The sequence below is a fragment of the Halonatronum saccharophilum DSM 13868 genome (assembly GCF_000517025.1).
Lineage (GTDB): Bacteria > Bacillota > Halanaerobiia > Halobacteroidales > Halobacteroidaceae > Halonatronum > Halonatronum saccharophilum.
On the sequence record NZ_KI912094.1, the window covers coordinates 443297 to 468569 of the forward strand.

The window sequence follows — 25273 nt, forward strand, 5'->3', positions numbered from 1 at the left end:
ACGGGATTAATAGTCTAGGAAATAGAGATATAATAATTATAGTTGTCCTATAATAAATTATGTAAACTATATCACTATCTCGTAGTCAGCTAAATTTACGGTTAGCTGGTAGAAACCATCGAGCCTTATCCCCGAAGTTATACGAAATGGCGTCAAAATGCCTGATTTTTTTACTTATATAAGGTAGTATAAATGAGATTGTCTCTATTGTCAAGGGAAGTTAAGGCTTAGTTTCTTATAGCAAGCTCTCATCTGTTAAATTGTGACATTCTATAGTAATAAAGTGTCACTTTCGTGCCACTAGTAATGGGTAATGAGTGAAGAGTAATGAGTAAAGTCAAAATCTCAAAACCTCTTATAAGTCTTAGGTAACAAAGGGGTTTCTGTTTTTTTAAGGTTTTACTCATCACTGATTACTCATCACCAGTAATAAAGCTCCGCTTTATTACTATTAACCTTCAAATAAAAAAATCTCTAAGAGAATTCTCTCTCAGAGATTTTTTAACCTTACATCATTCCTGGCATTCCGCCCATTCCTGGCATTCCAGCTGGCATTCCGCCACCGCCACCATTATCATCGTCGCTCTTCTTCTCTGCTACAACAGTTTCAGTTGTTAATAAAGTAGCAGCAGCACTAGCGGCATTTTGTAGGGCTGAACGAGTTACTTTAGCAGGATCTACAATTCCACTCTCAACCATATCTACAAATTCACCAACATAAGCATTAAATCCTATTCCTACACCATTTTCTTTAACCTTCTCAGCAATTACTGCACCTTCAAATCCAGCATTATCAGCAATTAATCTTACAGGTGATTCTAAAGCTTTTTTGATGATATCTGCACCAGTAGCTTCATCATCTTCTAAGTTTAACTCTTCTAAAGCTGGTAAAATATCGATTAAAGCTGTTCCACCACCAGCTACAATACCTTCTTCTACTGCAGCTCTAGTAGCATTTAAAGCATCTTCAATTCTTAACTTCTTCTCTTTTAGCTCAGTCTCAGTGGCAGCACCAACCTTAATTACTGCAACCCCACCAGCTAACTTAGCTAATCTCTCTTCTAATTTTTCTTTATCGAAGTCAGATGTTGTATTGGCAATCTGTTGACGAACTTGAGATACTCTCTGTTCAATATTTGATTCATCTCCAGCACCATCAACGATAGTTGTATCATCTTTAGTAACCTTAACATTTCGTGCGCTACCTAACATAGTGATATCAACATTCTCTAAAGATAGTCCTAAATCTTCAGTAATTACTTGACCACCAGTTAAAGTAGCAATATCTTCTAACATAGCTTTTCTTCTATCACCAAACCCTGGAGCTTTAACAGCTACACAATCAAATGTTCCTCTTAATTTATTAACTACTAAAGTAGCTAAAGCTTCACCTTCAACATCTTCAGCAACAATTAATAAAGGTTTATTTTGTTGAGCAACCTGTTCTAATACAGGTAACATATCCTTAATAGAACTGATCTTTTGGTCAGTTAATAAAATATATGGATCTTCTAAATTAGCAACCATCTGCTCATCATCAGTTACCATATATGGAGATAGGTACCCTCTATCAAACTGCATTCCCTCTACAACTTCAAGGTCAGTACCCATTGTCTTAGACTCTTCAACAGAGATAACACCATCATTTCCTACCTCTTCCATAGCTCTAGCAATTAATTCTCCTACCTCTTCATCAGCAGCAGAGATAGCAGCTACTTGAGCAATAGAGTCTCTATCTTCAATAGGTTTGCTTATCTCTCCAATTTTAGCAACAGCAGCTTCAACAGCTTTTTGAATACCCTTACGAAGAACCATTGGGTTAGCTCCTGCAGCTACATTCTTCATTCCTTCATTTACGATTGCTTGGGCCAACACAGTAGCAGTAGTAGTTCCATCTCCAGCTACATCATTAGTATTGGTAGCAACCTCTTTTACCGTTTGAGCACCCATATTCTCATAAGCATCCTCTAACTCAATCTCCTTAGCAATAGTAACACCATCATTAGTAATCAATGGAGCTCCAAACCCTTGCTCTAACACAACATTACGGCCCTTTGGCCCTAAAGTCACCTTAACAGCATCAGCTAAAGCATTAACACCAGCTTCTAAAGATCTACGTGCATCTTCACCAAACTTTAATTCCTTTGCCATATCTATATACCCTCCTTAATTTATTTCGCTTTAAATTTATCAAATCTTAAAATTAAATAATCAAAGGCTCTCAGATCTAAGCTGTACATAAAGATTAATATTGAGCAATTAAGAACCTACTCTCTTAAATTACTTCACAATAGCTAAAACATCTTTTTCACTGATAATTAAGTATTCCTCACCATTATGTTTAATATCAGATCCAGCAAACTTACTGTAAATAACTATATCACCAGCATTTACTTCTGGAGCAATAGTCTCTCCACTGTCTAACTTTCTTCCAGAACCTACAGCAACTACTTCACCTTGCTGCGGCTTTTCTTTAGCGCTATCTGGCAAAACTATACCACTTTTAGTCTTCTCCTCTTTTGCTTCAACACTCTTGATAACAACTCTGTCACCTAAAGGCTTAATACTCATAAAAAGAACCCTCCTTATTTATGTAGTCTTATTTTTTATTATCACTCACTAGTAGCGAGTGCTAATCATTACATAATTAATAATAACTAACTCTTCCAATAAAAGCAAGTCTAGATTTATTTTTTTATCCTCCTTAAAGAACAATTATCGCTCTTTAGAGCGGATTATCTCTATCATTCTCAACTAAATTATTTTTTTCTTCCCCATACTCTTTTTCCACATTAACATATTATATCCACTTTGTTTTCCTTTATACATATAATTTAAATTAATAGGAATCTGGAACCTGGAATCAGTAAAATCAAAATCTTTTCCTGAGAGCTCAAAGCTGATAGCTATTATATTGACATTACTGGGTAAATACTATAAGATATAGATTAATTAAACTGATAATTATATAAAGGAGGGAATTAAAGTGGTAAAAGAAACTGGACAAAAAAGAGCAGTCTTAACTGTGTTAGGTAGTGATAAAGTTGGCATCGTAGCCAAAGTTACCGCACTACTTGCTAAACATAATGCTAATATACTAGATATTAGCCAAACCTTATTAGAAGATCTATTTTCTATGATTATGCTAATTGATATTGAAGACCTAAGCCTAGACTTTGAAACTCTAAATAAAGAATTAGAAGAGTTAAGTAAAGAATTAGAGGTTCAAATAAAATTACAAAATGAAGAAGTATTCCGTTATATGCACCGCATCTAAGTATTAGGAGGTGAAATAAAATGTTATTTAATACTGGAGAAATTCTAGAAACTGTTAAGATGATCGAGACAGAAAATTTTGATATCAGAACCATTACTATGGGGATTAATTTAAGAGATTGTTCCCACCCAGATATCGATATCTTAAACAAACAGATATATAATAAGATAACTACTCAAGCTAAGGATTTAGTAAAAGTAGCCAATAAAATTGAAGGAGAATTTGGTGTTCCAATAATCAATAAAAGAATCTCTGTAACACCAATATCTATTGTTGCTAATGCTTGTAAAGAAGAAAACTATACAAGTATTGCCCAAACCTTAGATAAAGCTGCTAAGGAAGTTGGTGTCGACTTTATAGGTGGTTTTTCTGCGTTAGTACATAAAGGATACACCAAAGGGGAAAAAAACCTTATACAATCTATTCCTGAAGCATTGGCAAAGACTGATCGGGTCTGTTCTTCTGTTAATGTAGCTTCTACTAAATCAGGTATCAATATGGATGCTGTCTTAGAGATGGGCCAAACAATTAAAAAAGCTGCTGATTTAACTGCAGATAAGGATGGTCTAGGAGCAGCTAAACTTGTAGTCTTCTGTAATGTTCCTGAGGACAACCCCTTTATGGCTGGTGCATTTCATGGTACAGGTGAGCCTGAAGCAGTAATTAATATTGGTGTTAGTGGACCAGGAGTTGTTAATAATGTTGTTAACAAGATTCCTGAAGCAAACTTTAACCAATTGGCAGATACCATCAAAAGGACTGCTTTTAAAATAACTCGTATGGGTGAACTGGTAGGACAAAGAGCTTCTGAAATGTTAGGAATTCCTTTTGGAATCGTTGACCTATCCTTGGCCCCAACCCCTGCTATCGGTGATAGTGTTGCTAATATCTTAGAAGGTATGGGTCTAGAATACTGTGGAACCCATGGTACAACTGCAGCTTTAGCTTTACTAAATGATGCTGTTAAAAAAGGAGGTTCTATGGCCTCTTCTTCAGTTGGTGGATTAAGTGGAGCCTTCATCCCTGTTAGTGAAGACCAAGGAATGATTGAAGCAACTAAAGTTGGAGCACTAAGCTTAGAAAGATTAGAAGCTATGACTGCCGTCTGCTCAGTTGGATTAGATATGATTGCAGTCCCTGGTAGCACATCAGCCCAAACCATTGCTGCTATAATTGCCGATGAAATGGCTATTGGTATGATTAACAAGAAAACAACTGCAGTTAGAATGATCCCTGCACCAAACAAGGATGTAGGTGATGAGGTTAAATTTGGTGGTCTTCTAGGTGAAGCACCAATTATGAAAGTAAGCAAATTCAGTTCAGATAAATTTGTTAATCGTGGTGGTAGAATACCCGCCCCAATCCAAGCATTAACAAATTAAGAATATTTTAACCCTAAACCCACGATAGAAAGTCAGCTTGCTGACTTTCTATCCCTTATACCTTGACTTTAAATTCTCAATCCTTAATTTTTAATTACTTTCTAACTCTCCATTCTCAATTCTAAACTGTTCTTTACTATCGCTTATCTCTTACCCCTTCTTTATTATAACCCCTTCTTTTTCACAAATATAAAGATCTTCAATATCCTCAACTATATTATCCTTATAATAAGAATAAAAGAACAAACTCCAGAAACAAAATAGCATAACAGTCTATTCTTTTATATCCGAAATAATTCCTTTTAATGAACGAGCTGAGTATTTTATTTTATCCATCTCCTCCTCTAAAAGAGGTAATTCTATTATATCTTCTACCCCTTCTCTACCAACTACACAAGGAACACTTAAGGCAACATCCTCTAAACCATACTCTCCTTCTAAAAGGGTTGAGACTGGCAATATAGACCTTTCATTAAGTAATATTGCTTTTACCATCCTACCTACACCTGCGGCTATCCCATGGTTTGTATATCCTTTCTTGCTCCATATTTCAAAACCTATCTTCCTTACCCTCTCTTCTACTCCAGCTTTATCTAGGTGGATATTAAAACCTCTCAACTTAGCGAATTCCTCCAAACTATAACCACAAATATTAGCTATACTCCAAGGAGCAAAGGAGGTAGCTCCATGTTCACCTAAGATATAAGCAAATATATTCTTAGGATCTAAATTATATTTATTTCCGATAAATCTCATAAGTCGAGCACTATCAACCAAAGTACCCGTTCCAACTATCTTCTTTCTATCATATCCAAACTCCTTAGCAGCAATATAGGTTACTACATCTACTGGATTAGAGACTGGGATTATAATAGCATCTTTAGTATATTTAACTATCTCTTTCATTACACTTCTAGTAATATTAGCATTCTTTCTGGCCAAGTCCCTTCTGGTTTCCCCCTCTTTAATACTAGGACCAGCAGTCATAACGATTAGATCAGCACCTTTACAACTATTATATTCTCCTATTTTAAGGCTGGCACTTGGATTATAATTATAAGATGTTGTATGAGAATAGTCTAAGACTTCGCCCTCAGCTTTCTCCTTATTTATATCTAATAAAGCTATCTCAGAAATTCCTCCCTGCCCTAAAAGTTCGCCAACGACTGCACTTCCAACCATCCCTGCACCAATAACTACCACCTTCATCTTATCATCCCCCTTAATTATATTACCTCTACCTCTACCCCAAATTCTTTGACCAACTTGTAGTAATTATCACCTTTAAGGTCATTACCCCAATTATCAAAAGAAACTGCTGGTAGAATTATAAGATCAATATTCTCTAAATCACCCCTATAATCCTTTAAAGTTTTCCTAAAATCATCTAAAACTAATAAACCTGCTGATAGTATTGTCCCTCCAAAGAAATAATTCTTTGCTACTAATATATCTAAAAATTCTACCTCTTCTCTTACTTCCTTTAAAACAAGCTCTATCCTCTTTTCGGCTAGTTGAGAAGTTAATATCAAAACCCTTTTAGCTCGACAACTTCTGATTATTCTATCAATATCATCTATTAAGTAAGTATCTATATCATAATCAAAGACCAGACCAGAACTCTCCTTAGCCTCCTTCTTTATTATTAACTCTTTAATTTCTCCTTTACGAGAAACCTTAATAACAGGATCTTTAGCCTTTAAAACCTTATGGAAGGCATCTACTCTAGACTGAACACTCTCTCTTTGAACCTCTAAGATTATATCATCTATCAACAGTTTAGAGTTATAAGAGGGACTATCTTTGATTATACCGATAACGTTGGCCCTTAAATCTTCAATCCTACTTGGTTCTAAAGTTATAGGTGTCTGATATTTATTTCTCATCTTTTGAATAAAATCCTCTAGTTGCCCCCATAACTTAAGATCAAACTTAATCTCTTGGGGACTAAATTTAGTATATCCAGGCAAGAAGACTCTAATGGTTTGAGCATTATTATCTGCCAAGTAATCAATAGTCCCCTCTAAATCATCCCACCCTGTAATATGGGGCATAGCAACAATACTACCATGATAGTCTATCTCTAATTTATATAAAATCTTAATTGCCTCTAGTGCCACACTACCTTTAATATCTTTCATTAAAGCCTTACGGCCCTTTAAGGTGGCACTATTTAAAGAGAGGTTGATCTCAATTGGCTCTAACTCTTTTAGCTTCTCTAAATTCTCTCTGGTAAAGGCTTTACCATTTGTTGTTAGCTGAATCTTAGTCTTTGGAAGCTTTGTTCTTAAAAGTTCCAAGACCTCCCAAACTTGAGGGTGGGTAAATGGCTCCCCCTCACAGATGCGAGTAATTGACTCACCAATTACCACCTTTTTATCCTCATCTAAAAACTCTATTAAATCCTTTATCTCTTCTAAAGGGCGATGACCTAGAGAATAGGTTTCAATACCCTTAGGATTTCCTCTATGACTACAGAATAAACATCTCACATTACAAATTGATGTAATGGGTAGAATATTTCTATCTTGAGCCGATAATAAAGCTAATGCCCCCTCTGAGTAGTTCACTCTCATTACCTTCTTTCTAATGTTTGTTAATATGATCAAAATAAAAAACTCACTTCAATAAAATATATACTTTTCTATTCTTTAAATTTAAAATTATATCTTAAACTCTTGTGTTAAGTCTTGTAAATTTTGAGCCATTTTCGATAAATCTTGTGCTGAATAAGCTATTTCTGATGACATATTTTCTATATCCTCAGTTGCATTATTTACTTCATCAGTATCTTGGGCCAAGATATTTGCAGCTTTAGAAGTTTGCTCTATCTGCATAGATGTCTCTCTTACCGACCTCTTTATTTCTTCAAATATTTCACCAGCATTTCCTGCAATTTCTCGACCTACTTTAGCTTTACTTTCTAGCTCTTTAACCATTGTAATCCCAACTTTTGATTGCTTTTGAGTTTTATTAATTAAATTAGAAATTTCATCTGTTGCTTTAGCAGTTTCAAGTGCTAAATTTCTTATTTCATCTGCAACAACAGCAAACCCTTTTCCATGCTCCCCTGCTCTAGCTGCTTCTATTGCTGCATTTAAAGCTAATAAATTAGTTTGCTCTGCTATACTAGTGATTAATTCAACAATTGTTCCTATCTCTTCAGAATAATTATCTAAGTTTTCGATTACCTCTACCGTCTTAATAATTGCTGTATTAATCTCTTCAATACTAGTTACCGTTGCATTAATATTTTCACTACCCTTATTTGTCTGCAAATCTGATCTTTCAGAAAAACTTGCTACCTCTTCTGTACTAGCTGAAATTTCTTCAATTCCTGCAGATATATTCTGAATCAATTCATTAGTAAATTGTATACTTGAATCACCTTCCTGTGCTGATGCTGATAACTCTTCACTAGAACCAGCTAATTGCTCAGCAATGGATATTATTTTTTCAATCATACTCTTTAAATTATTTGTCATTTTATTAAAGTCATTAGCTAAAAATCCAATCTCATCTTCTCTATTTAAATAACGTGTAGAAAGCGCTTTAGTAAAATCACCTTTGGCTATAACCATAGTATACTTACTAATATTATTTAACGGAATAATAATTATTTTTCTTAGTATATAATAAAGTAATAAAATAAAAATAATCAAACTAATAATTGATACTATTACTGATTCAAATAGCCTTTCACCAATACCAATTTCAGATAGTGGTAAAGTTAAAATTAATATTAAGCCTGTATCTCCTATTTCTGAATACGTTAAAAGATAATCTTCTCCACTTATATCAATAATCATTAATTGATTATTAGTATTACCTAAGATGTCGCTAGCTACATCTTTAAATTTACTACTCTCTTCTTTAATATTAAAATTATTTGCAGTTGTATCGGAGTTTACTACAAAGTTTCCAGTGTCACTTATCAAATAAGCTTCACCTTGTTCACCTATACTAATATCTTCTATATATGTTGTCATATCATTTAAATTAATATCAATAGTTGTAACTCCTATAACAGCTCTATCCTTATATATAGGAGTAGTATAAGTCATCATAGTTATTTCAGAAACTTCATCATAGTAAGGCTCACTCCACTTAGAACCATCCCCTTTAAAACCATTTTTATACCATTGATAAGTAAAATAATCGTAATCACTATTGCTATAATCCCAAGTAGTTTCTAACTTTCCCCCATCTAAATATATATACGGCCCATAATATTCTTTCTCTTGATCATATTCATACGGTTCCATCCAAAATCCAGAACCCATCACTAATTCTAACCCACTTATTAAATTTTCTATATACCTTAAATTAAACTCGGTATCCCTACTTTCTGATATAATTTGACTTAAACCTCTTGCTGCTTCATCAATTATTAAAAACTCAGAATTAACTTTGCTTACTTCTTCATTAGTTCTAGCTGTTAAATGTAATTTAGTTTCTTCTAATAAATTTTCTTCATATGTCGAAGTATTTAAATAGATTTGTATTGCAAATATTATAATTGCCAATACTAACATTGCAAATACAATCTTTCTACCTATAGAATTCATTTTATTCCCCCCTTTTTTAAACTTCTATCAGCATTAATATAAAGTAAATTACTTCATATTAATGTGATTCTACCTTTTTAGACAAATTCCTGCAAGAAAATATTTTACCTTTATCATCTGTATTTAATTGAAAAAAATCACTTTTAATTCCACTTAAATAATACTAAATGTATATATTGGGTTTGGGGTTAATATTATGTAACGCTAAACTATTAGTAGTCTTAGCAGTCTATTCTGCAACATTAGTGATTAACTCGATTATTTCCCCAATCTCTTTTGAAGTATTGTCTAAATTATTAATTACATTTACAGTTTCATTAACTACTTGATTTATTTCTTCCATACTTTTTACTGTAGATTCAATATTTTGACTCCCCTTATTAGTTTGTAGATTAAATTCTTATGATAAACTAGCCACTTCTTGTGCATTAGCTAAAATCTCTTGAATAACTGCTTATAATATTCTCAATTAAATCATTTGTCATTTCTATAGTAGCATTACCTTCTTCTGCTGATGCAGATACCTTCTCACTATAAGCCGATATATTTTCTATATTGCCTGTTAGATTGCCTAGAATATTTTTTAAGCTCTCTTGCATATGATTAAGCGATTGAGATAATTCTCCTATTTCATCTTCTGTCATAACTTCTAAGCGACCTACTCTTAAATTTCCATTGGCAACTTCTTTAGCAAAAATAAAAAATAATCCTCTTTAAAGAGGATTATCTCAATCTTAAAGCAGGGTAGGCATTTAATGAATAAGGGTTCACTTCCTTATTCTCCTGCCACCTAAAGTAACCTGCACTAGCAATCATTGCTGCATTATCAGTACAAAGCTTAGGCTCTGGATAATATAGTTTTATATTCAATTCTTCCAAAGCTTCCTTTAACTCTCTTCTTAATTGAGAATTAGAAGCTACTCCTCCAGATAAGAGAACTTGTTTAACACCCTTATTCTGGACTGCTTTAATAACCTTTGCCTTTAAAACATCGACTACAGCCTGTTGGAAACTAGCTGCTAAATCAGCTTTATCTATTTCTTGACCCTTCTGCTTCTGGTTGTTAATATAATTTAGTACAGCAGTCTTTAAACCACTAAAACTAAAATCATAATTATCTTCATTGATAAAAGACCTTGGCAAATCTATTGCCTTGGGATCCCCCTCTTTTGCCAACTTATCAATAGCTGGTCCACCAGGATAACCTATATCCATTACCCTAGCCACCTTATCAAAGGCCTCACCTGCTGCATCATCAAGAGTTCTACCCAATATCTGATACTGCCCTAAACTTTCAAAGTAAAGAAGATCAGTATGACCTCCAGATACAGTCAAACAAACTAGAGGTGGTTTTATATCAGGACTAGAGATGAAATTAGCATAGATATGACCTTCAATATGATTTACACCAATTAATGGAATAGAATGAGCATAAGAGATTGCCTTAGCAGCAGATATACCTACCAGTAATCCACCTACAAGACCTGGGCCAAAGGTTACAGCAACCAAAGACAGATCATCATAACTCACCCTAGCCTCCTTTAAGGCTTCATCAATAACTGGATTTATAAGTTCAACATGCTTTCTTGAAGCAATCTCTGGCACTACTCCCCCAAACTTTCTATGCCAATCAACCTGTGAAGCAATTACATTAGATAAAACCTCTTTTCCATCCTTAACTACTGCTACCGATGTTTCATCACAAGAACTTTCAATTCCCAAAGTTAAAAACGATTTCGACATACCCTTCAACTCCTAGTTTAGCTATCAGCCGTCAGCTATCAGCAAATAATTTTCAACTGTACTCTTTTCTTTACACTTTCAAAATAATTCTTTCCACATAATAACTGCATCCTCTTTATTATCACTATAATAGTTTTTTCTGATACCAAACTCTCTAAAATTCTCCTTTAAATATAAAGCTTGAGCTTTCTCATTAGAAACTCTGACCTCTAAGGTTGCTCTTTTAATTCCAAAACCCTTCATATCTAAGCAGAAAACTCTTAAAAGTTTAGTGGCTATACCATTTTTTCTATATCCTTTATCAATTGCTAAATTAGTTATATGGCACTCATCTAAAACTAACCACCCTCCCATATAACCGACTACCTTATCTTCTAACTGAACAACAAGGTAATAGGCATATTCATTATTTAGCTCTCTTTTAAAGGATCTTTTACTCCATGGGTTAGAAAAGGAATCTCTCTCAATCTTAAGAACATCTTCAAGATCAGCCTTTCTTAGCCCTCTAATCTCTAAAGAATCCAATCAAATTACCACCTCTCAATTACTCTGCTTCTTCCTCCACTGAATTTCAGCTTGAGAAGCCTTTAAATAATTAGGTGTTAAACTTAGATAATCATCATCTTCTCCGGCTAAAAGCTTAGCACGGGCCAACTCACCTACTATAGCAGGCCGAGGGTTATTAAAGGTAGAGCTAACAAAGTTAGCTTCATTGATCTTTGAAGATATCTTCTCTTGATATAGGTTAGCTCCTTCACCAATAAAGTAAATCTTAGACTTTATCTCCTTTAAAACCTCCAAAAGATCATCTAGCTCCATTATAGCTTCCTCTCTTTGGAGTTCAAGGTTTTCTCCACCTTTATACAAAGCAGTAAAAACCCTCTCCCGCCTAGCATCTATCATTGGACATAAATAAGCAGAACTATACCTTAGAGAGTAAGCAATAGCTTCCAAATTAGATACTCCAACAATAGGGATCTCTAAGCTTTGTGCTAAAGTCTTTGCAGTAGTCAGCCCAATTCTAATTCCAGTAAATGATCCTGGCCCTAAAGTAGCCCCTATTCCATCTAAATCTTTAACTTTATAACCACAACTCTCAATTAAAGTTATTAACTGAGGCATTAACCTTTGGGAATGTGTTCGCTTTAGATTTAATAGCATCTCTCCTACAATACCCTCTTTAGAAACCAAAGATACACTTCCTGAACTGGTAGAACTATCAATTGATAGGATCAGCATCTTTTTTCAGCTCCGTAATTAATCCAATAAATTTATTTGCCTGAGGTATGATTCTAATCTCTCTATCATTACCTTGGCCCTTCATATTAATATCTAAATAATTATCAGGCATTAAAGTTCCAGACTTATCTGGCCATTCAATAATACTTACTCCATCACCATATATATAATCCTCAAATCCTATATCAGTTAGCTGCTGCTCTTTACTGATACGATATAAATCCATATGATTAACTCTCATTCTCCCACGATATTCATTTACAATAGTATATGTTGGACTAGTAATATCAACCGTAACTCCCAAACCTGCACATATACCTTTAGCTAAACTGGTCTTACCAGCCCCTAAATCACCTTGTAAACATACAATATCTCCTGGGTTTAATTTATTTCCTAACTTTTTGCCAAACTCAAAGGTCTCCTCTGGGTTGCTTGTCTTAATCTTTAACATTACTTTCCCACCCCCAACAATTTTAATTGTTCAATTTTAAACTATTTACCCATCTTTCTAATGTGTTAACCTCTTCATCTTCTAATCCACCTTTAGCTAACTCTAACTGTAGATTGTTCCCTTTAACTGCACTTATTATTCCTAAGTAGAAATAAGGAAGGTTATAATCATAATTTTCATAGATTGAATCCTGATATTTAATTAATGATCTATTTAAATCTCCCATCTTACGATACTTATCACCCTTAATTCTTCTTACCCTTCCTGGTACATAAATTTCTTCATAATCTGCCTTTATTCCTTCAATTTCATCAATTAATTTAATTAATTTTTCACCTTCATCCTTAGCACCTAATTCAATTAGTAATTGAGCCTTATCTTGAGCTAATTCAAACTCATCAATTAACAAATAAGCTAAGGATAAATTATGAAGATTAATAGGAGTTATCTTTCTATCTAAAGCTAAAACAAAGTAAGAGATTGCTTTATCCAAATAGCCATCTTTTAAATTATATTCTCCTAATACACGATAAATATTACTTTGAGAATCTATTCTTAAAAGCTCCCCTAATTTATTGATCTTTTTTTGACTTCTCTCTTCAAAATAAATATTACCTAAACGACTATAAACCCTCTCTTTTTGATTATTGTCTAGAAGCCCTTCTTTTCTTAACGCTCTATGATATATATCGATAGAACTTCTAAGGTTATGCCTTCTAATAATTTCTCCAATTCTTAGATATAAATCACCATCATAGCTACCCTCTAATATCTGATCAAACAATTCCAAACCTTCATCTAATTTATCTAAGATTAAATAAATCTCCCCTAATCTCATCTTTACATCTATATCTCCACTACTTCTTCTATTTATAGCCTTATACTCATCTAAGGCCAAAGTATATTTATTTTGCTTGAAATAAAATTCAGCTAATCTCTTATGATTCTCTAAAGAGTTATCTAAATAAAATACATAACGATACACCTCTTCAGCCTTATCCCTTCTACCTATACCTTCATAGAAACGGGCCAACTTAATATGTCCCCAAGTATCTGTAGGATCTAAATTAACGCCTTTATTATAAGCTTGAAGAGCCTTTAAATTCTCACCTTGTTCAAAGTAGGTATCTCCAAGATAAATAAAGTAATTACTATTTTTAGGATCCAATTCAATTAACCTATTCATTGTTCTTCTAGCTCTATCTAACATATAATCATCTTGACCATCACTACCTAGGTTACTATAAACAAAGAATAACTTCTCTAAATATTTAGTGTTCCGCGGGTCTCTCTCCACTGCTCTTTCATAAGAACGACGGGCCTCACCTGTTCTTCTTAACTGCAAATTAATCTCACCTTGTAAATAATATAAACTGGCCCTATTGTGATCTCTTTGTATAGCCATATTAACCTCTCTTAAAGCTTCTTCATAAAGACCTTGCATTCTATAAACTTCTGCCAATCTCTCTTGATATTGAGATCTATTATTTAAACTTATAGCTTCTCTTAAAACATCTACAGCCTTCTCTAGAGCACCTTCTTGTATATAAAGGTCACTTATCAACCAATAAAGTCTATGATTTTGTGGATCTTCTTCTATCTTGTTCTTTAGATCATCAATCTGATCTTGATAAGCTGCTTCAAAGCCTCTAGCAAAATCAAAATCTGTTAAGCCAATATTAATCTCCCAATTCTGATAAAAGACCTCCATAATCTTATTATCACGACCATCCCTTAAAACAATACGCCCAGGCAACCATATATTACTATCTTCATCATAATCTTTATAACCAATGCTAGCTATTTTCAAATTAGCTCCATTAAATATATCAATCTTAGAGATAGACATCCATTCCTTATCTACATATACTCTTTGAGTAGAGAACAAATTAGATAACTGTATTAAGTAGACCTCTCTACCCTCAAATAAAACTTCACCTAATAGCTCTATATCATATAAGTTATATAAATTATACAATGGTTGACTATAATCTAACTGCCCCTCTAATGGTAATGTACTCTTTAAAAATCCATAATCAGGTGGCAAGTATATCCATGGTATTGAATTTAATAATCTAGCTTCCTTTCCTATTAAATCTTTACTCTCGCCAACATTTCTACTCATTGATTGTCTTCTACTATTCATAACTTGGGTACGATAATCTATTGTCTCATCCTCTAAATAAACTCTAGCCCTTATATCACCTCTAAAATCCTCAACCCTATTAAGTTCACTCACAACCTGATTTAATATAATCTCTGCTGAAATATCCTCTGCCTCAACACGAGTTGGTAATAACAATAATGTTAATAAAAATAAAGTCAATATATGATATCTAAACTTCAATCTCTCCGCCTCCTATCTTAGCTAATAAATTTTTAGACTCAATTTTAAGTTTAATTTTTCTAATTGTCAATTACTAACTTACCCCTTATACTATACTGAGTATATTCTATAGAAAGGTCTCTAATCCTCTATTATATTAAAGATAATCAATTTTAATCTAATTGCCCTAAAACCAATGAGACAAAGAGACCTACACCAATCTTTAAAGCTCTTTCATCAAAGGTAAATTTAGGATGATGTCCAGGATAATAATCTCTTGAAGACTCACCTGCTCCTAACCTAAAAAAAACCCCCGGAACTTTCTTTAGATAATAAGCAAAATCCTCTGCTCCCATCGATGGCAAAGATAAGTACTTTAACCTATTAATTAATGGATTACTAACTATATCATCCTCAACCTCTTTTAATAAAGTGGTACTATTTAAAAGAACTGGATAACCAAAATTATAGTCTAGGCTATAATCAGCCCTTTGAGATAAAGTTACTCCCCTGACCAACTCTTCAATCCTTTTAGGAAGAGTTCTTCTGACCTCTGGATTAGTGGTCCTAACTGTTCCAGATATCTCAACCTTATCAGCAATTACATTTCTCTTATACCCCCCTTTAATCTTCCCTAAACTAATTACTACTCTACTATGAGGGTTAATCTGTCTACTGACTATCGTTTGCAATGAAGTTATTACTTGGCCTGCTACTACTATGGCATCAACCCCTTGATGAGAAGCTGAAGCATGACCACCCTTTCCTTTGATAAGGATATCTAACTCATCTGCTGCTGCCGATGCTTCCTTTGGTTGAACACCAATTACTCCTGTCTCTATACCTTCCTCAATATGTAAGCCAAATATTTTATCTACTCTTGGTTGTTCTAAAACGCCAGCATCAATTAAAGGCTTAGCTCCACCTGGACCTTCTTCAGCAGGTTGAAAGATAAATTTAACCTTTCCTTTTAACAAATTTTTAAACTTTACTAATAACTTTGCAGTTATCAATAATATTGCTGTATGACCATCATGTCCACAGGCATGCATAACCCCTTCTATTTTCGATTTATATTCAAAATCTGTCTCCTCTACAATAGGTAAGGCATCTATGTCTGCCCTGAGAGCAATTGTTGGCCCTTCTCCACAATCTAAAAGCCCAATTACACCTGTATCACAAACCATATCAACCTCTAAACCTAAACCCTTTAAATAGTTAAATATCTTTTTTGAAGTCTTATATTCTGTAAAACCTAACTCAGGATATTGATGAATATCCCTTCTTAAAGATATAAGCTCTTCTTCTAAACAATCTAGATAATCAAATATTTTTTTCAAATTATCACTTCCTTAATCTCTATTTACTTATTATATATTAATTAAAAAAGTTAATGATAACAAAAAAATACTTTTAAGTTAGAGAAACTCCTCTCCAACCAAAAGTATTTAAAAAAATTATAATTCAACCAGTCCTATACTGATCTCTAATGCCTTATTAACTTCTTGTACTACCTTATCACCGAGATGAGTTATATGACGCTTTAATCTTTTTTTATCTATAGTTCTAATCTGCTCTAAAAGTATCACTGAATCTCTATCTAGATTAGAGCCCTCTGCTTTAATCTCTACGTGGGTAGGAAGCTTAGCTTTATCTATTTTAGAAGTAATAGCAGCTATAATAACGGTAGGACTGTACTTATTTCCAATATCATTTTGGATTACAAGTACCGGTCTTATACCGCCTTGCTCCGAACCTACTACAGGATTCAGATCCGCATAGTATACATCACCTCGTTTAATCGTCAATTTAATCACACTCCGCTAACTGGGCCTCATAATTAAAAAAGGTCTTATTATCCATAATAAAACTCTCTGCAGCTAAACATAAATTAAGTCTAGCCATATCTAAATATCCTTCTCTCATCTGATCCCTAAATTTGCTTGTTCTTAACTCCCTAACATAAACCTCCATAGCCTCACTAATGAACTTACTTCTGTCTTGATTATCATCTTTAATAAAGCCATCAATTTCTTGCAAAAGATTATTTGGCAAACTAATCATAACTTTCTTTAGATTAGCCAAGAAAAACACCCCCAAGTTGTAGCTATAACTTACATTAATATATGTTATATAATTTATTGTGTGTATTATTATTAAATAGCAAATTATAACTTATAAAAAATAATCTATGCATTAGTCTTTACAATCTACTTTAGAATATACATCCTAAATAGAATAAAAAGAGACGTATGTACGCCTCTGTGTATTCTAAAAATACTGATAAGCTTCTTTATCAGCCGGCAATCCTTCTTGGGCCAATTTTAAATTTAACGCTGCCATCTGTGAATAGCCTTCCTTTAACCTTCTTCTTAATTCCTTCTTATTCTCGACTTGGTTACTACTTTGTTTTTCGATCAATTGACCTTGACCCATAGTTTTTATCACCCCATATCAAGTTATAACTGGCTAAAGAACAGCTAAATTAATTATATATCATTTGAAGTAACTATGTCAATAGAGTTAGTCTTTTATTTAAGAATAATTCCTGGTAATTTACACCAACAATTAATGAACGTATTATACCTTAGCTGATTAGAAAAATTTCACTTATAACTGATAATAATAACCTCTATCTTTAACATAGTCGATTAACCTCTCATAAATCGGATGAGTAGAAACTGTTGATGAATCTCCAATTATAACTAGCTTTCTTTTAGCCCTACTTAAAGATACATTCAATCTTCTTATATCTCTTAAAAACCCTATATTACCTTCTTTGTTACTTCTAACTAATGATAAGATAATAATTTCTTTCTCTCTACCTTGGAAGGCATCTACAGTATTTACTTCAACCTTATCATATTTAAGTAATTTCTTAATCCTATCTACCTGATCCTTATAAGGTGTTATTATACCTAAACTTTTTTGATCAATACCTGAGCTCAAAGAATGAACAGCTACCTCTAGAGTCAATTGGGCTTCTATTCTATTACTATAAGACTTAGAACCATCTTTTGATTCTTCTAAGGATCTCATTCCCACTGTATCAAAATATATTACACTCTCTTCTATTTTTATTGCTTCTTCTGCCGGAGATCTGCCTGATGAAAGGCTTAAATCAAAATCGTTTAAACTTATATCTTCTATTTCTTTGTTGACTAAGAGTTGGCCCTTATAAAACTCCTCACTTACAAAGTCCATAATATCCTTATTCATTCTATATTGGGTATTTAGTATAGCCTTAATCTTTACCCCATGAACCTTTAATAATCTTTCAAAGAGGGATAAAGATAAACCCTTCTCCTGAGCTTCTCTATTTAATATTGTTGGCGGCAGTTGCTTATGGTCTCCTGCTAAGATAAACTTATTAGCTTTAACTAGTGGTATTAATACAGAAGGTTCAGTTGCTTGAGTCGCTTCATCTACCAATAAAGTATCAAATTGTTTTTTAGCTAAAACTTCAGAACCTGCAGTTGAATTTGTAGTACAAACTACATCTGCCCTGTCAATTAGTGAATTAACTGCTTCCTCTTCTAATCTATCAATATCTTTAAATAAGGAATCAATCTCATCTTGCAAGAAAAGCCATTGGCCCATCTCCTTGATTTTTTTAGGAGATATGCCTCTACTACTTTTTCCTGCTTTAGCCAACTTCTTTATCTGTTCATTACTTAGACCCCTTCGCCAACGTCCACTAGGATGAACAAAAGACTTTTGTTCTTCAACCAACTTATAAGCTTTCTCTCTAAGTTTAATTGCTTCTTTATACTTTGGCTCTTTTTCAACCATATAATCTAATGTTTTACCCCTTAGCATTTCACTTACTCGAATAGGATGTCCGATTCTAATTACCTTTATTCCCCTTTTTATCAACCTTTCTAAGAGATTATCAACAGCAGTGTTAGAGTCAGCTGTTGCCAATACCTTCTCGCCCCTTTTTACTAATTGCTCTAAAACCTCAATAGATGTCATAGTCTTTCCTGTTCCTGGAGGGCCATGAATTAAGAAGAAATCCTTAGCAGCTAAAGAAGACCTTACTGCTTCTTTTTGAGATTTATTCAAATCCTTATTACTAAAATCTACTGAAGGAAGGGAGTTAAAACTAGCTTTATCAAACCCTAACAACTTACTTCTTAACTCCTTTAACCTTCCTTTACCCCGCTTAAGGATAGAAAGTGCCTCTAGCATTCTTTGGAAGGTTATGTCATTTATATAAAGATCAAGCCTTAACCCCTTGCCTGATAAAAAATTAGGTGTTTTTTTATCAAAGGCTACTGTAATAGATCGTTTTGTCTTCTCTACTACAGTTCCCGTAGGATTAGACTTTCTTAATGGATCTCCTTTACTTAGTAAAACAAGATCTCCTATATCTATACTATGATCTGGTAATGCCTCCCCTCTACGTTGTCTAATAAATTTAAATATAACTTTAGCTCCAAAGGCCTCCCCTTGATCTCTTCCACGCAAATGCAAGAGGGCTCTTCCCTTCTTTTCCCTTTGATAACCACTTAACCTCTTGATTTCTAATTCATGTCGCTTGATTTCTTCTTCTCTCTCTAACTGAACCAAAGCTATATACTTGTCTATATACTTTTCTACTTCCCCTCTATCTTTTTTCTCTTCATCCTTCTTTCTAATCTCAACAGTAATTCCACTTATCTGATTGCCGTCCATAACATTAAGTACTTCATCTGCAACCTCTTCTTCTACCTCTACAATAGCAAAACTTCCTTTAAGATCTATCTTTCCAATCATTCTGCCATCAATCTTTGCTTCATTAGTAAAAGCTCCTACTATATCCCCTGGGCCAACCCTTTTAGAAAGACCCTCTACAATTAATTTAATCATATTAACAACTCCTTATTTATAGCTTTCAGCTAGTAGCACGATCGTGCCACTAGTAATGGGTAATGAGTGAAGAGTAATCAGCTTGAATATAAAAATCACACCCTAAATAGGGTGTGATTTTGTATTGAAAATTATAACAAAAAGGATTATTTAAGTCAAAACACTCAGATGAACTAATAACTTTACAACTTTTCACTCATGTATTTAACTATATCCCCTCTACTAACAATCCCTATTACCTTATCATCTTCTACAACAGGTACCCGGTTTACTCCCTCTTCAGTTAGGACTGTTGCAACATCCTCTACACTGGCCTTAGGGCCAACACTCAAGACATCTTCTGTCATTATATCTCCAACTTTAACGCCTATCATCTTTTTAAAATCCTTCTCGAACTTTTCGTAGCTTTCTAGATAAAAGATACTATCTAAGAAGTAAACATAATTGGGAAAACGTAATTTCTTATCCCTTACAATTAGATCACCCTCACTTACTATCCCAACCAACTTATCACCTTCAAGAACAGGTACACCACTGATTTTATTATCAGCTAATACCTTAGCCACCTCTTTAACAGTCATATCAGGAGTTACTGTAATCACATCTTTGGTCATAATCTCTCTTACCATCATAATTGATCACTCCCCTTCTTTAGTAGTAAATAATATACAGTGTACACTTCTTTTATTAACTTCTTTCAAGATCTTAACTATCAATTGTCGACTATCAATTGTCAATTGACTTTATCGCTTTTGGTAGATAACTTAGTAGATCACTTGGAGTCAAGGAATACTCTGTCAACTCCTTAGATCCTAAATCTCCTGCTAAACCATGAAGGTAAGCAGCTACAATGCTAGCCTCTAGACTAGATAGTCCTTGCCCTATAAGTGAGGATATCATCCCAGTTAAAAGATCTCCACTTCCTCCAGTTGCCATCCCAGCATTACCAGTCGGATTTATATAAATATCTCCTTTTGGGGAAGCAATTATACTTCTAGCTCCCTTTAAAAGAAGTATTACTCCATATTCTTGAGCAAATTTCTTAGCTACATTTATTCGATCCTCTTCAACCTCTTGAATCGAAACCCCCAGCAATCTAGCTAACTCTCCAGGGTGAGGTGTAAGTACTGTATCCTGCTTTCTTTTCTTTAATAAATCTAAAGATAGGATTGCATTCAATCCATCGGCATCTATTACTAAGGGTTTGTTAACCTTTTTAACTAAACCTTCAACTATATATCCTATCTCTTCTCCCTTGCCTATGCCCGGGCCAAAGGCCAAAAGATCCCTATCTAAGATCAAATCTTCTATCTCTTTTAGAGATTCACTAGTCAAGAAACCATCAGCACCTTCTGCTAAGGGATAGGTCATAACCTCCGTTAACTTTACTTCTAAAATAGCATTTATTCCCCTTGGAACACCTAAGGTAATCAACCCACCACCCATCTTTAAAGCAGCCTGAGCCATCAAAGATGCTGCTCCAGTCATTCCACTAGATCCTCCAACCATTAACAACCTTCCATAATCTCCTTTATGGGTGTTGGCCCTTCTTGGAGTTAAATACTTACTGACCATAGCTTTATCAATTAAGTTAACCTTTAAATTCTTATTATTAATTGCCTCTTTTGGTATCCCTATATCTACTACTTTTAGCTCACCTACATAATCGGCACCTGGATAAAGAATTAAGCCTATCTTAGCTAAGGCAAAAGTGATAGTTTTATGGGCTTTAACGGCACAACTTATAACTTTTCCTGTTGCTGCTTCCACTCCTGAAGGGATATCGATAGAGACTACCACAGCTCTACTCTCATTAACTAATTCTATCACCCTAGGGTAAAGTCCCCGCAAAGTACCTTCTATGCCTGTTCCTAAGAGCCCATCGACTATCAGATCAGCTTTAACTACCTCTTTTTTTAAGATAAATAGATCCTCTTTAGATTCAATATCTTTGACCAGGATTCCTAAATTAGTTAATATATCAAGGTTAACCTTAGCATCTCCAGAAACATCATCTTTACTTCCTATAAGAAAAGTCTTAACTTTAAAACCCCTCTCTTTTAAAATTCGACTTACTACAAATCCATCCCCACCATTATTACCTTTACCAGCTAAGACAACTACTTCTGAAGACTCTTTATCATCTAAATAGTCTATAACCTCTTTAGCTACCTCGATACCAGCTCTTTCCATCAAGACAGTTCCTCCTATACCAATTTCCTCTATAGTATAAGAATCTATCTCGCCCATCTGTTGGCCCGTTACCAACTTCATCTCTATCACCCCCTTTACTAGTTAACAGTGGATAGTTGATAATTGATAGTTGAAGTTCTAATTCAAATTATAGTTGTTAATTAACAATTCTTAACTGCCCTTTATCTTTTAACTATCCACTATCAATTCTCAACTTTCAATTGCTTTACAAAGCTACAGCCTGGGCTGCTGCATAATCTCTGCTATGAGATATAGATATCATTATCTTATCAATTCCCATCTCTAGTGCTAAATCTTTGGCCCTGTTTTTTAGTTTAACCTCAGGCTTGCCTAATTCATCCTTTACTATCTCAATATCCTGCCATTTAAAACCTCTAAAGCCAGTCCCTAAAGCCTTAACTACTGCCTCCTTAGCAGCAAAACGACCTGCATAATAGGACCAAGGCACTTTATGTTTTTCACAATAGTCTATCTCCTCTTCTGTAAAGAACCTCTTCTTGAATCTACTGTGCCTCTCCATTCCTTCTCTTATTCTTTCAATCTCAATAATATCTATTCCAATACCTTTCATAATAACACTTTCTCCTTCTTTTCTATATAATATTATTATTCTACAAATTATTATTTTCTCCTTTTTATTCCTACTTATTCATACTAATAATATATAAATCTCCATAAATTAAAAAGTACTTTGGAGAGAAGTCTCCAAAGTACTTTTATCTATCAGTATAAAGAACAACTATATATTAATTCTATTTTTAATCTTTCCTTAACTGCTATGAATTATCATTTTAAACAAAAATGACAAAATTCTTCTAAATTACTTTGTCCTAGAAATCACTTTCCGGCTTTAATAATTTAGTTAAGGCTTAGAACTAAAGCCTGGAGGCATCCGCCGATAAATCGATACTCCCCCTCCTCGTCAACTCCCTAAGAGCCCTGGCGCTATATTTAGACTCTAGCTACTGGCTGTTGGCCCTTAGCTAAAAGGTTAAAGCTGCCCTTAATAAAATTAATTTACAATTTAAATTGTAAATTAATTTTATCCAAGTTCCTTCTCAATAACTTGAGCAGCTTTATCAGCTAAATTATCCACTTCTTCTTTATCCTTACCCTCAACCATTACTCTAATTACAGGCTCAGTCCCTGAAGCGCGGACAAAAATTCTTCCTTCATCAGCTAAAAGATCTTCAACTTCATTAATAGCTGATTTAATCTTCTCATTATCTTCCCAATCCTTACTTTCAACTTCTATATTTTTTAAAATCTGTGGATACTCCTTTAATTCTTTCCCCAGTTCAGATAAAGCTAGATCACGCTTCTGTACCACATCAATTAATTGAAGAGCACTTAAAACACCATCTCCAGTTGTATTATAATCTAAGAAGATAATATGACCTGACTTCTCTCCACCAAAATTATAACCTTTTTCTAACATTCTAGCCAATACATAACGATCACCATTAGCTGTAACTGAAACCTTACCTTCTACCTCCTTCATAGAATCATTTAAGCCAAGATTACTATATTTAGTAGCAACTACTGTATTACTGGCTAATCTTCCTTCGCTTATTAATTGACGACCACAGATTGCTAAGATATAATCGCCATCTATAAGGTTACCTTTCTCATCTACTGCAATTAAACGATCTGCATCGCCGTCATGAGCAATACCAAGATCCGCTCCATAATCTAAAACTGCCTTTTTTATCACCTCAGGATGGGTAGATCCACAATCTACATTGATATTATAACCTGTCGGATCATCATTGATAGATATAACCTCTGCTCCTAGCTCTTTTAATACCTTAGGGGCCAACTTATAAGCAGCTCCATTAGCAGAATCTACTACAACCTTTAAACCTACAAAACTACTATCTACTGTATCTTTAAGATACTCAACATACTCGTCGATAGCATTATGAATAAACTCTACCTTCCCTACCTTATCACCATCTACTAAAGGTAAATCATCTAAAGAGTTAAAGATAATATCTTCAATATAGTCTTCTTGCTCATCTGAGAGTTTAAACCCATCACCATTAAAGAACTTTATTCCATTATCCTGTACTGGATTATGGGATGCAGAGATCATAATACCAGCCTTGACACCCTTAACCTTCGTTAAGTAAGCAACCACTGGTGTTGGCAGAACACCAACCTTGACAACATCAATTCCCAAAGATGTAATACCAGCTACCAATGCAGCTTCTAACATATCACCAGATACCCTAGTATCCTTTCCTATTAATATCTTAGGTCTTTGCTCACCCTTACATAGATAATAAGCACCTGCTTTACCTATTTGAAAGGCAAGTTTAGCTGTCAAAAACTTGTTTACCTCGCCTCTTACACCATCAGTTCCAAATAATTCTCCCATTATCACACCTCCTATTATTATATGTATAACCTTCTTAATCCTTAGATATATACTCTTTTATTATATGCTAATCTTACTGCCAGTTCAACTATTTAACATCTATCTCCTCAAACTTAGCAAGAAGTTTTTCTTTTAAGCTAAATTCATCTAAATTATATTTTATCTTCCCATTTTCCATAGTTGAAACTACACCTGTCTCCTCTGATACAACTATAACCAGTGCATCACTCTCTTCACTCATACCCACAGCAGCTCGATGTCTTGTCCCTAAGCTCTGTTTCAACCTTTTATTCTTGGTTAATGGCAAGATACAGCTTGCAGCTAATATCCTTTCATTATGAATGATAACTGCTCCATCATGCAAAGGAGCTTTAGAATTGAATATATTCAATAATAGCTCTGGAGAAAATTTAGCATCTAACTCTACTCCAGTATCAATTATCTCCTTTAAACCGCTCTCTCTTTTTAATACTACTAACCCCCCTATCTTTTCTTTGCCCATTCTAATTACTGTAGAAACTAACTTATCTATATATATCTCAGATTTATTTGCTTGTGTTAAATAACTTAACATCTTTCCGCGCCCAATCTGCTCTAAAGCCCTTCTTAGTTCAGGCTGAAAGACTACTGGCAAAGCAATTAAAACCATAGTTCTTATCTGGGCCAACAATAAATTAAATATCCTTAGCCCCAATATTTGAGTAGCAAAACTAATGATAAAGAGAACCAAAACTCCATTTAATAGATGTATAGCCCGAGTCTCTCTAATCAAAGTTATTGCTTTATAAGAGATCAACAAAGTGACTATTATATCAATTACCATTATAAACTCAAACTCCATT

Annotated in this window: 23 protein-coding genes and 1 riboswitch; of the genes, 2 read left to right on the plus strand and 21 right to left on the minus strand. The window is 34.0% G+C overall.

Features of this window, described 5'->3' with window-relative positions; translation table 11 throughout:
- Positions 1 to 62 precede the first annotated feature (62 nt).
- Positions 63 to 165: riboswitch (purine riboswitch) on the minus strand.
- A gap of 342 nt (positions 166 to 507) precedes the next feature.
- Entirely contained in the window at positions 508 to 2151 is a 1644-nt protein-coding gene (gene groL / locus HALSAC_RS0105645; RefSeq protein ID WP_027339444.1) for a chaperonin GroEL, read from the minus strand.
- A gap of 129 nt (positions 2152 to 2280) precedes the next feature.
- Positions 2281 to 2571 (minus strand): co-chaperone GroES, encoded by a 291-nt coding sequence (groES, locus tag HALSAC_RS0105650; protein ID WP_027339445.1) that lies wholly within the window; start codon positions 2569 to 2571, stop codon positions 2281 to 2283.
- Between the two features lie 415 nt (positions 2572 to 2986).
- On the opposite strand from groES, the gene HALSAC_RS0105655 reads away from it, so the two are divergent.
- Together HALSAC_RS0105655 and HALSAC_RS0105660 are read left to right on the plus strand one after the other, a co-directional pair.
- Positions 2987 to 3277 carry an ACT domain-containing protein gene (locus HALSAC_RS0105655; protein ID WP_027339446.1) on the plus strand — a complete coding sequence of 97 codons (291 nt, stop codon included), beginning with the start codon at positions 2987 to 2989 and terminating at the stop codon, positions 3275 to 3277.
- Positions 3278 to 3297: 20 nt separating this feature from the next.
- Complete coding sequence (locus HALSAC_RS0105660; protein WP_027339447.1) at positions 3298 to 4659, plus strand: PFL family protein; 1362 nt, start codon at positions 3298 to 3300, stop codon at positions 4657 to 4659.
- A 273-nt stretch (positions 4660 to 4932) separates the two neighbouring features.
- Here HALSAC_RS0105660 and HALSAC_RS0105670 read toward each other — a convergent pair whose 3' ends face one another.
- From HALSAC_RS0105670 to cdaA, 19 genes are all read right to left on the minus strand, one after another.
- Complete coding sequence (locus tag HALSAC_RS0105670; RefSeq protein WP_027339448.1) at positions 4933 to 5868, minus strand: L-lactate dehydrogenase; 936 nt, start codon at positions 5866 to 5868, stop codon at positions 4933 to 4935.
- A 17-nt stretch (positions 5869 to 5885) separates the two neighbouring features.
- Positions 5886 to 7229, minus strand: coding sequence for a DUF512 domain-containing protein (locus HALSAC_RS0105675; RefSeq protein WP_051412095.1), 1344 nt, complete (start codon positions 7227 to 7229; stop codon positions 5886 to 5888).
- Positions 7230 to 7322: 93 nt separating this feature from the next.
- On the minus strand, positions 7323 to 9227 hold the full coding sequence (locus HALSAC_RS16380) for a methyl-accepting chemotaxis protein (protein ID WP_051412096.1): 1905 nt from the start codon (positions 9225 to 9227) through the stop codon (positions 7323 to 7325).
- 428 nt (positions 9228 to 9655) lie between these two features.
- Positions 9656 to 9925, minus strand: coding sequence for a HAMP domain-containing protein (locus tag HALSAC_RS0105690; protein WP_084804346.1), 270 nt, complete (start codon positions 9923 to 9925; stop codon positions 9656 to 9658).
- A 25-nt stretch (positions 9926 to 9950) separates the two neighbouring features.
- Positions 9951 to 10970, minus strand: a complete 1020-nt coding sequence (gene tsaD, locus HALSAC_RS0105695; protein ID WP_027339451.1) for a tRNA (adenosine(37)-N6)-threonylcarbamoyltransferase complex transferase subunit TsaD — start codon at positions 10968 to 10970, stop codon at positions 9951 to 9953.
- 78 nt (positions 10971 to 11048) lie between these two features.
- Entirely contained in the window at positions 11049 to 11495 is a 447-nt protein-coding gene (gene rimI, locus HALSAC_RS0105700) for a ribosomal protein S18-alanine N-acetyltransferase (RefSeq protein WP_027339452.1), read from the minus strand.
- A gap of 15 nt (positions 11496 to 11510) precedes the next feature.
- On the minus strand, positions 11511 to 12209 hold the full coding sequence (tsaB, locus tag HALSAC_RS0105705; RefSeq protein WP_027339453.1) for a tRNA (adenosine(37)-N6)-threonylcarbamoyltransferase complex dimerization subunit type 1 TsaB: 699 nt from the start codon (positions 12207 to 12209) through the stop codon (positions 11511 to 11513).
- A complete protein-coding gene (gene tsaE / locus HALSAC_RS0105710) occupies positions 12190 to 12660 on the minus strand; it encodes a tRNA (adenosine(37)-N6)-threonylcarbamoyltransferase complex ATPase subunit type 1 TsaE (RefSeq protein ID WP_027339454.1) in 471 nt (156 codons plus the stop codon). Before tsaE ends, tsaB begins: the two co-directional genes overlap by 20 nt.
- 22 nt (positions 12661 to 12682) lie before the next feature.
- The gene (locus HALSAC_RS0105715) at positions 12683 to 15007 is read right to left on the minus strand and encodes a tetratricopeptide repeat protein (RefSeq protein WP_027339455.1); all 2325 of its coding nucleotides are present in this window, start codon (positions 15005 to 15007) and stop codon (positions 12683 to 12685) included.
- 152 nt (positions 15008 to 15159) lie between these two features.
- The gene (locus HALSAC_RS0105725) at positions 15160 to 16326 is read right to left on the minus strand and encodes a M20 metallopeptidase family protein (RefSeq protein ID WP_027339456.1); all 1167 of its coding nucleotides are present in this window, start codon (positions 16324 to 16326) and stop codon (positions 15160 to 15162) included.
- A gap of 117 nt (positions 16327 to 16443) precedes the next feature.
- Positions 16444 to 16794 carry a type II toxin-antitoxin system PemK/MazF family toxin gene (locus HALSAC_RS0105730; protein ID WP_027339457.1) on the minus strand — a complete coding sequence of 117 codons (351 nt, stop codon included), beginning with the start codon at positions 16792 to 16794 and terminating at the stop codon, positions 16444 to 16446.
- Between the two features lies 1 nt (position 16795).
- A complete protein-coding gene (locus HALSAC_RS0105735) occupies positions 16796 to 17071 on the minus strand; it encodes a CopG family ribbon-helix-helix protein (RefSeq protein ID WP_027339458.1) in 276 nt (91 codons plus the stop codon).
- A gap of 186 nt (positions 17072 to 17257) precedes the next feature.
- Positions 17258 to 17422, minus strand: coding sequence for a hypothetical protein (locus HALSAC_RS17245; RefSeq protein ID WP_169730079.1), 165 nt, complete (start codon positions 17420 to 17422; stop codon positions 17258 to 17260).
- Between the two features lie 174 nt (positions 17423 to 17596).
- Positions 17597 to 19837: an IGHMBP2 family helicase gene (locus tag HALSAC_RS0105745; protein ID WP_027339459.1), complete on the minus strand. Its 2241-nt coding sequence runs from the start codon at positions 19835 to 19837 to the stop codon at positions 17597 to 17599.
- 182 nt (positions 19838 to 20019) lie between these two features.
- A complete protein-coding gene (locus tag HALSAC_RS0105750) occupies positions 20020 to 20469 on the minus strand; it encodes a CBS domain-containing protein (RefSeq protein ID WP_027339460.1) in 450 nt (149 codons plus the stop codon).
- Between the two features lie 94 nt (positions 20470 to 20563).
- A complete protein-coding gene (locus tag HALSAC_RS0105755; protein WP_027339461.1) occupies positions 20564 to 22111 on the minus strand; it encodes an NAD(P)H-hydrate dehydratase in 1548 nt (515 codons plus the stop codon).
- Positions 22112 to 22256: 145 nt separating this feature from the next.
- On the minus strand, positions 22257 to 22622 hold the full coding sequence (gene acpS / locus HALSAC_RS0105760) for a holo-ACP synthase (RefSeq protein ID WP_035571318.1): 366 nt from the start codon (positions 22620 to 22622) through the stop codon (positions 22257 to 22259).
- A gap of 471 nt (positions 22623 to 23093) precedes the next feature.
- A complete protein-coding gene (gene glmM, locus HALSAC_RS0105765) occupies positions 23094 to 24431 on the minus strand; it encodes a phosphoglucosamine mutase (protein ID WP_027339463.1) in 1338 nt (445 codons plus the stop codon).
- Positions 24432 to 24519: 88 nt separating this feature from the next.
- Positions 24520 to 25272 carry a diadenylate cyclase CdaA gene (gene cdaA, locus HALSAC_RS0105770; RefSeq protein WP_027339464.1) on the minus strand — a complete coding sequence of 251 codons (753 nt, stop codon included), beginning with the start codon at positions 25270 to 25272 and terminating at the stop codon, positions 24520 to 24522.
- Position 25273 lies beyond the last annotated feature (1 nt).

Excerpts from the sequence above, each read along its gene's own strand:
- groL (WP_027339444.1), bottom strand. The coding sequence starts at position 2,151 with ATGGCAAAGGAATTAAAGTTTGGTGAAGATGCACGTAGATCTTTAGAA.
- groES (WP_027339445.1), bottom strand. The coding sequence starts at position 2,571 with ATGAGTATTAAGCCTTTAGGTGACAGAGTTGTTATCAAGAGTGTTGAA.
- HALSAC_RS0105660 (WP_027339447.1), top strand. The coding sequence starts at position 3,298 with ATGTTATTTAATACTGGAGAAATTCTAGAAACTGTTAAGATGATCGAG.
- HALSAC_RS0105670 (WP_027339448.1), bottom strand. The coding sequence starts at position 5,868 with ATGAAGGTGGTAGTTATTGGTGCAGGGATGGTTGGAAGTGCAGTCGTT.
- HALSAC_RS16380 (WP_051412096.1), bottom strand. The coding sequence starts at position 9,227 with ATGAATTCTATAGGTAGAAAGATTGTATTTGCAATGTTAGTATTGGCA.
- tsaD (WP_027339451.1), bottom strand. The coding sequence starts at position 10,970 with ATGTCGAAATCGTTTTTAACTTTGGGAATTGAAAGTTCTTGTGATGAA.
- tsaB (WP_027339453.1), bottom strand. The coding sequence starts at position 12,209 with ATGCTGATCCTATCAATTGATAGTTCTACCAGTTCAGGAAGTGTATCT.
- tsaE (WP_027339454.1), bottom strand. The coding sequence starts at position 12,660 with ATGTTAAAGATTAAGACAAGCAACCCAGAGGAGACCTTTGAGTTTGGC.
- HALSAC_RS17245 (WP_169730079.1), bottom strand. The coding sequence starts at position 17,422 with ATGGGTCAAGGTCAATTGATCGAAAAACAAAGTAGTAACCAAGTCGAG.
- HALSAC_RS0105745 (WP_027339459.1), bottom strand. The coding sequence starts at position 19,837 with ATGATTAAATTAATTGTAGAGGGTCTTTCTAAAAGGGTTGGCCCAGGG.
- HALSAC_RS0105750 (WP_027339460.1), bottom strand. The coding sequence starts at position 20,469 with ATGATGGTAAGAGAGATTATGACCAAAGATGTGATTACAGTAACTCCT.
- HALSAC_RS0105755 (WP_027339461.1), bottom strand. The coding sequence starts at position 22,111 with ATGAAGTTGGTAACGGGCCAACAGATGGGCGAGATAGATTCTTATACT.
- acpS (WP_035571318.1), bottom strand. The coding sequence starts at position 22,622 with ATGAAAGGTATTGGAATAGATATTATTGAGATTGAAAGAATAAGAGAA.
- glmM (WP_027339463.1), bottom strand. The coding sequence starts at position 24,431 with ATGGGAGAATTATTTGGAACTGATGGTGTAAGAGGCGAGGTAAACAAG.
- cdaA (WP_027339464.1), bottom strand. The coding sequence starts at position 25,272 with ATGGAGTTTGAGTTTATAATGGTAATTGATATAATAGTCACTTTGTTG.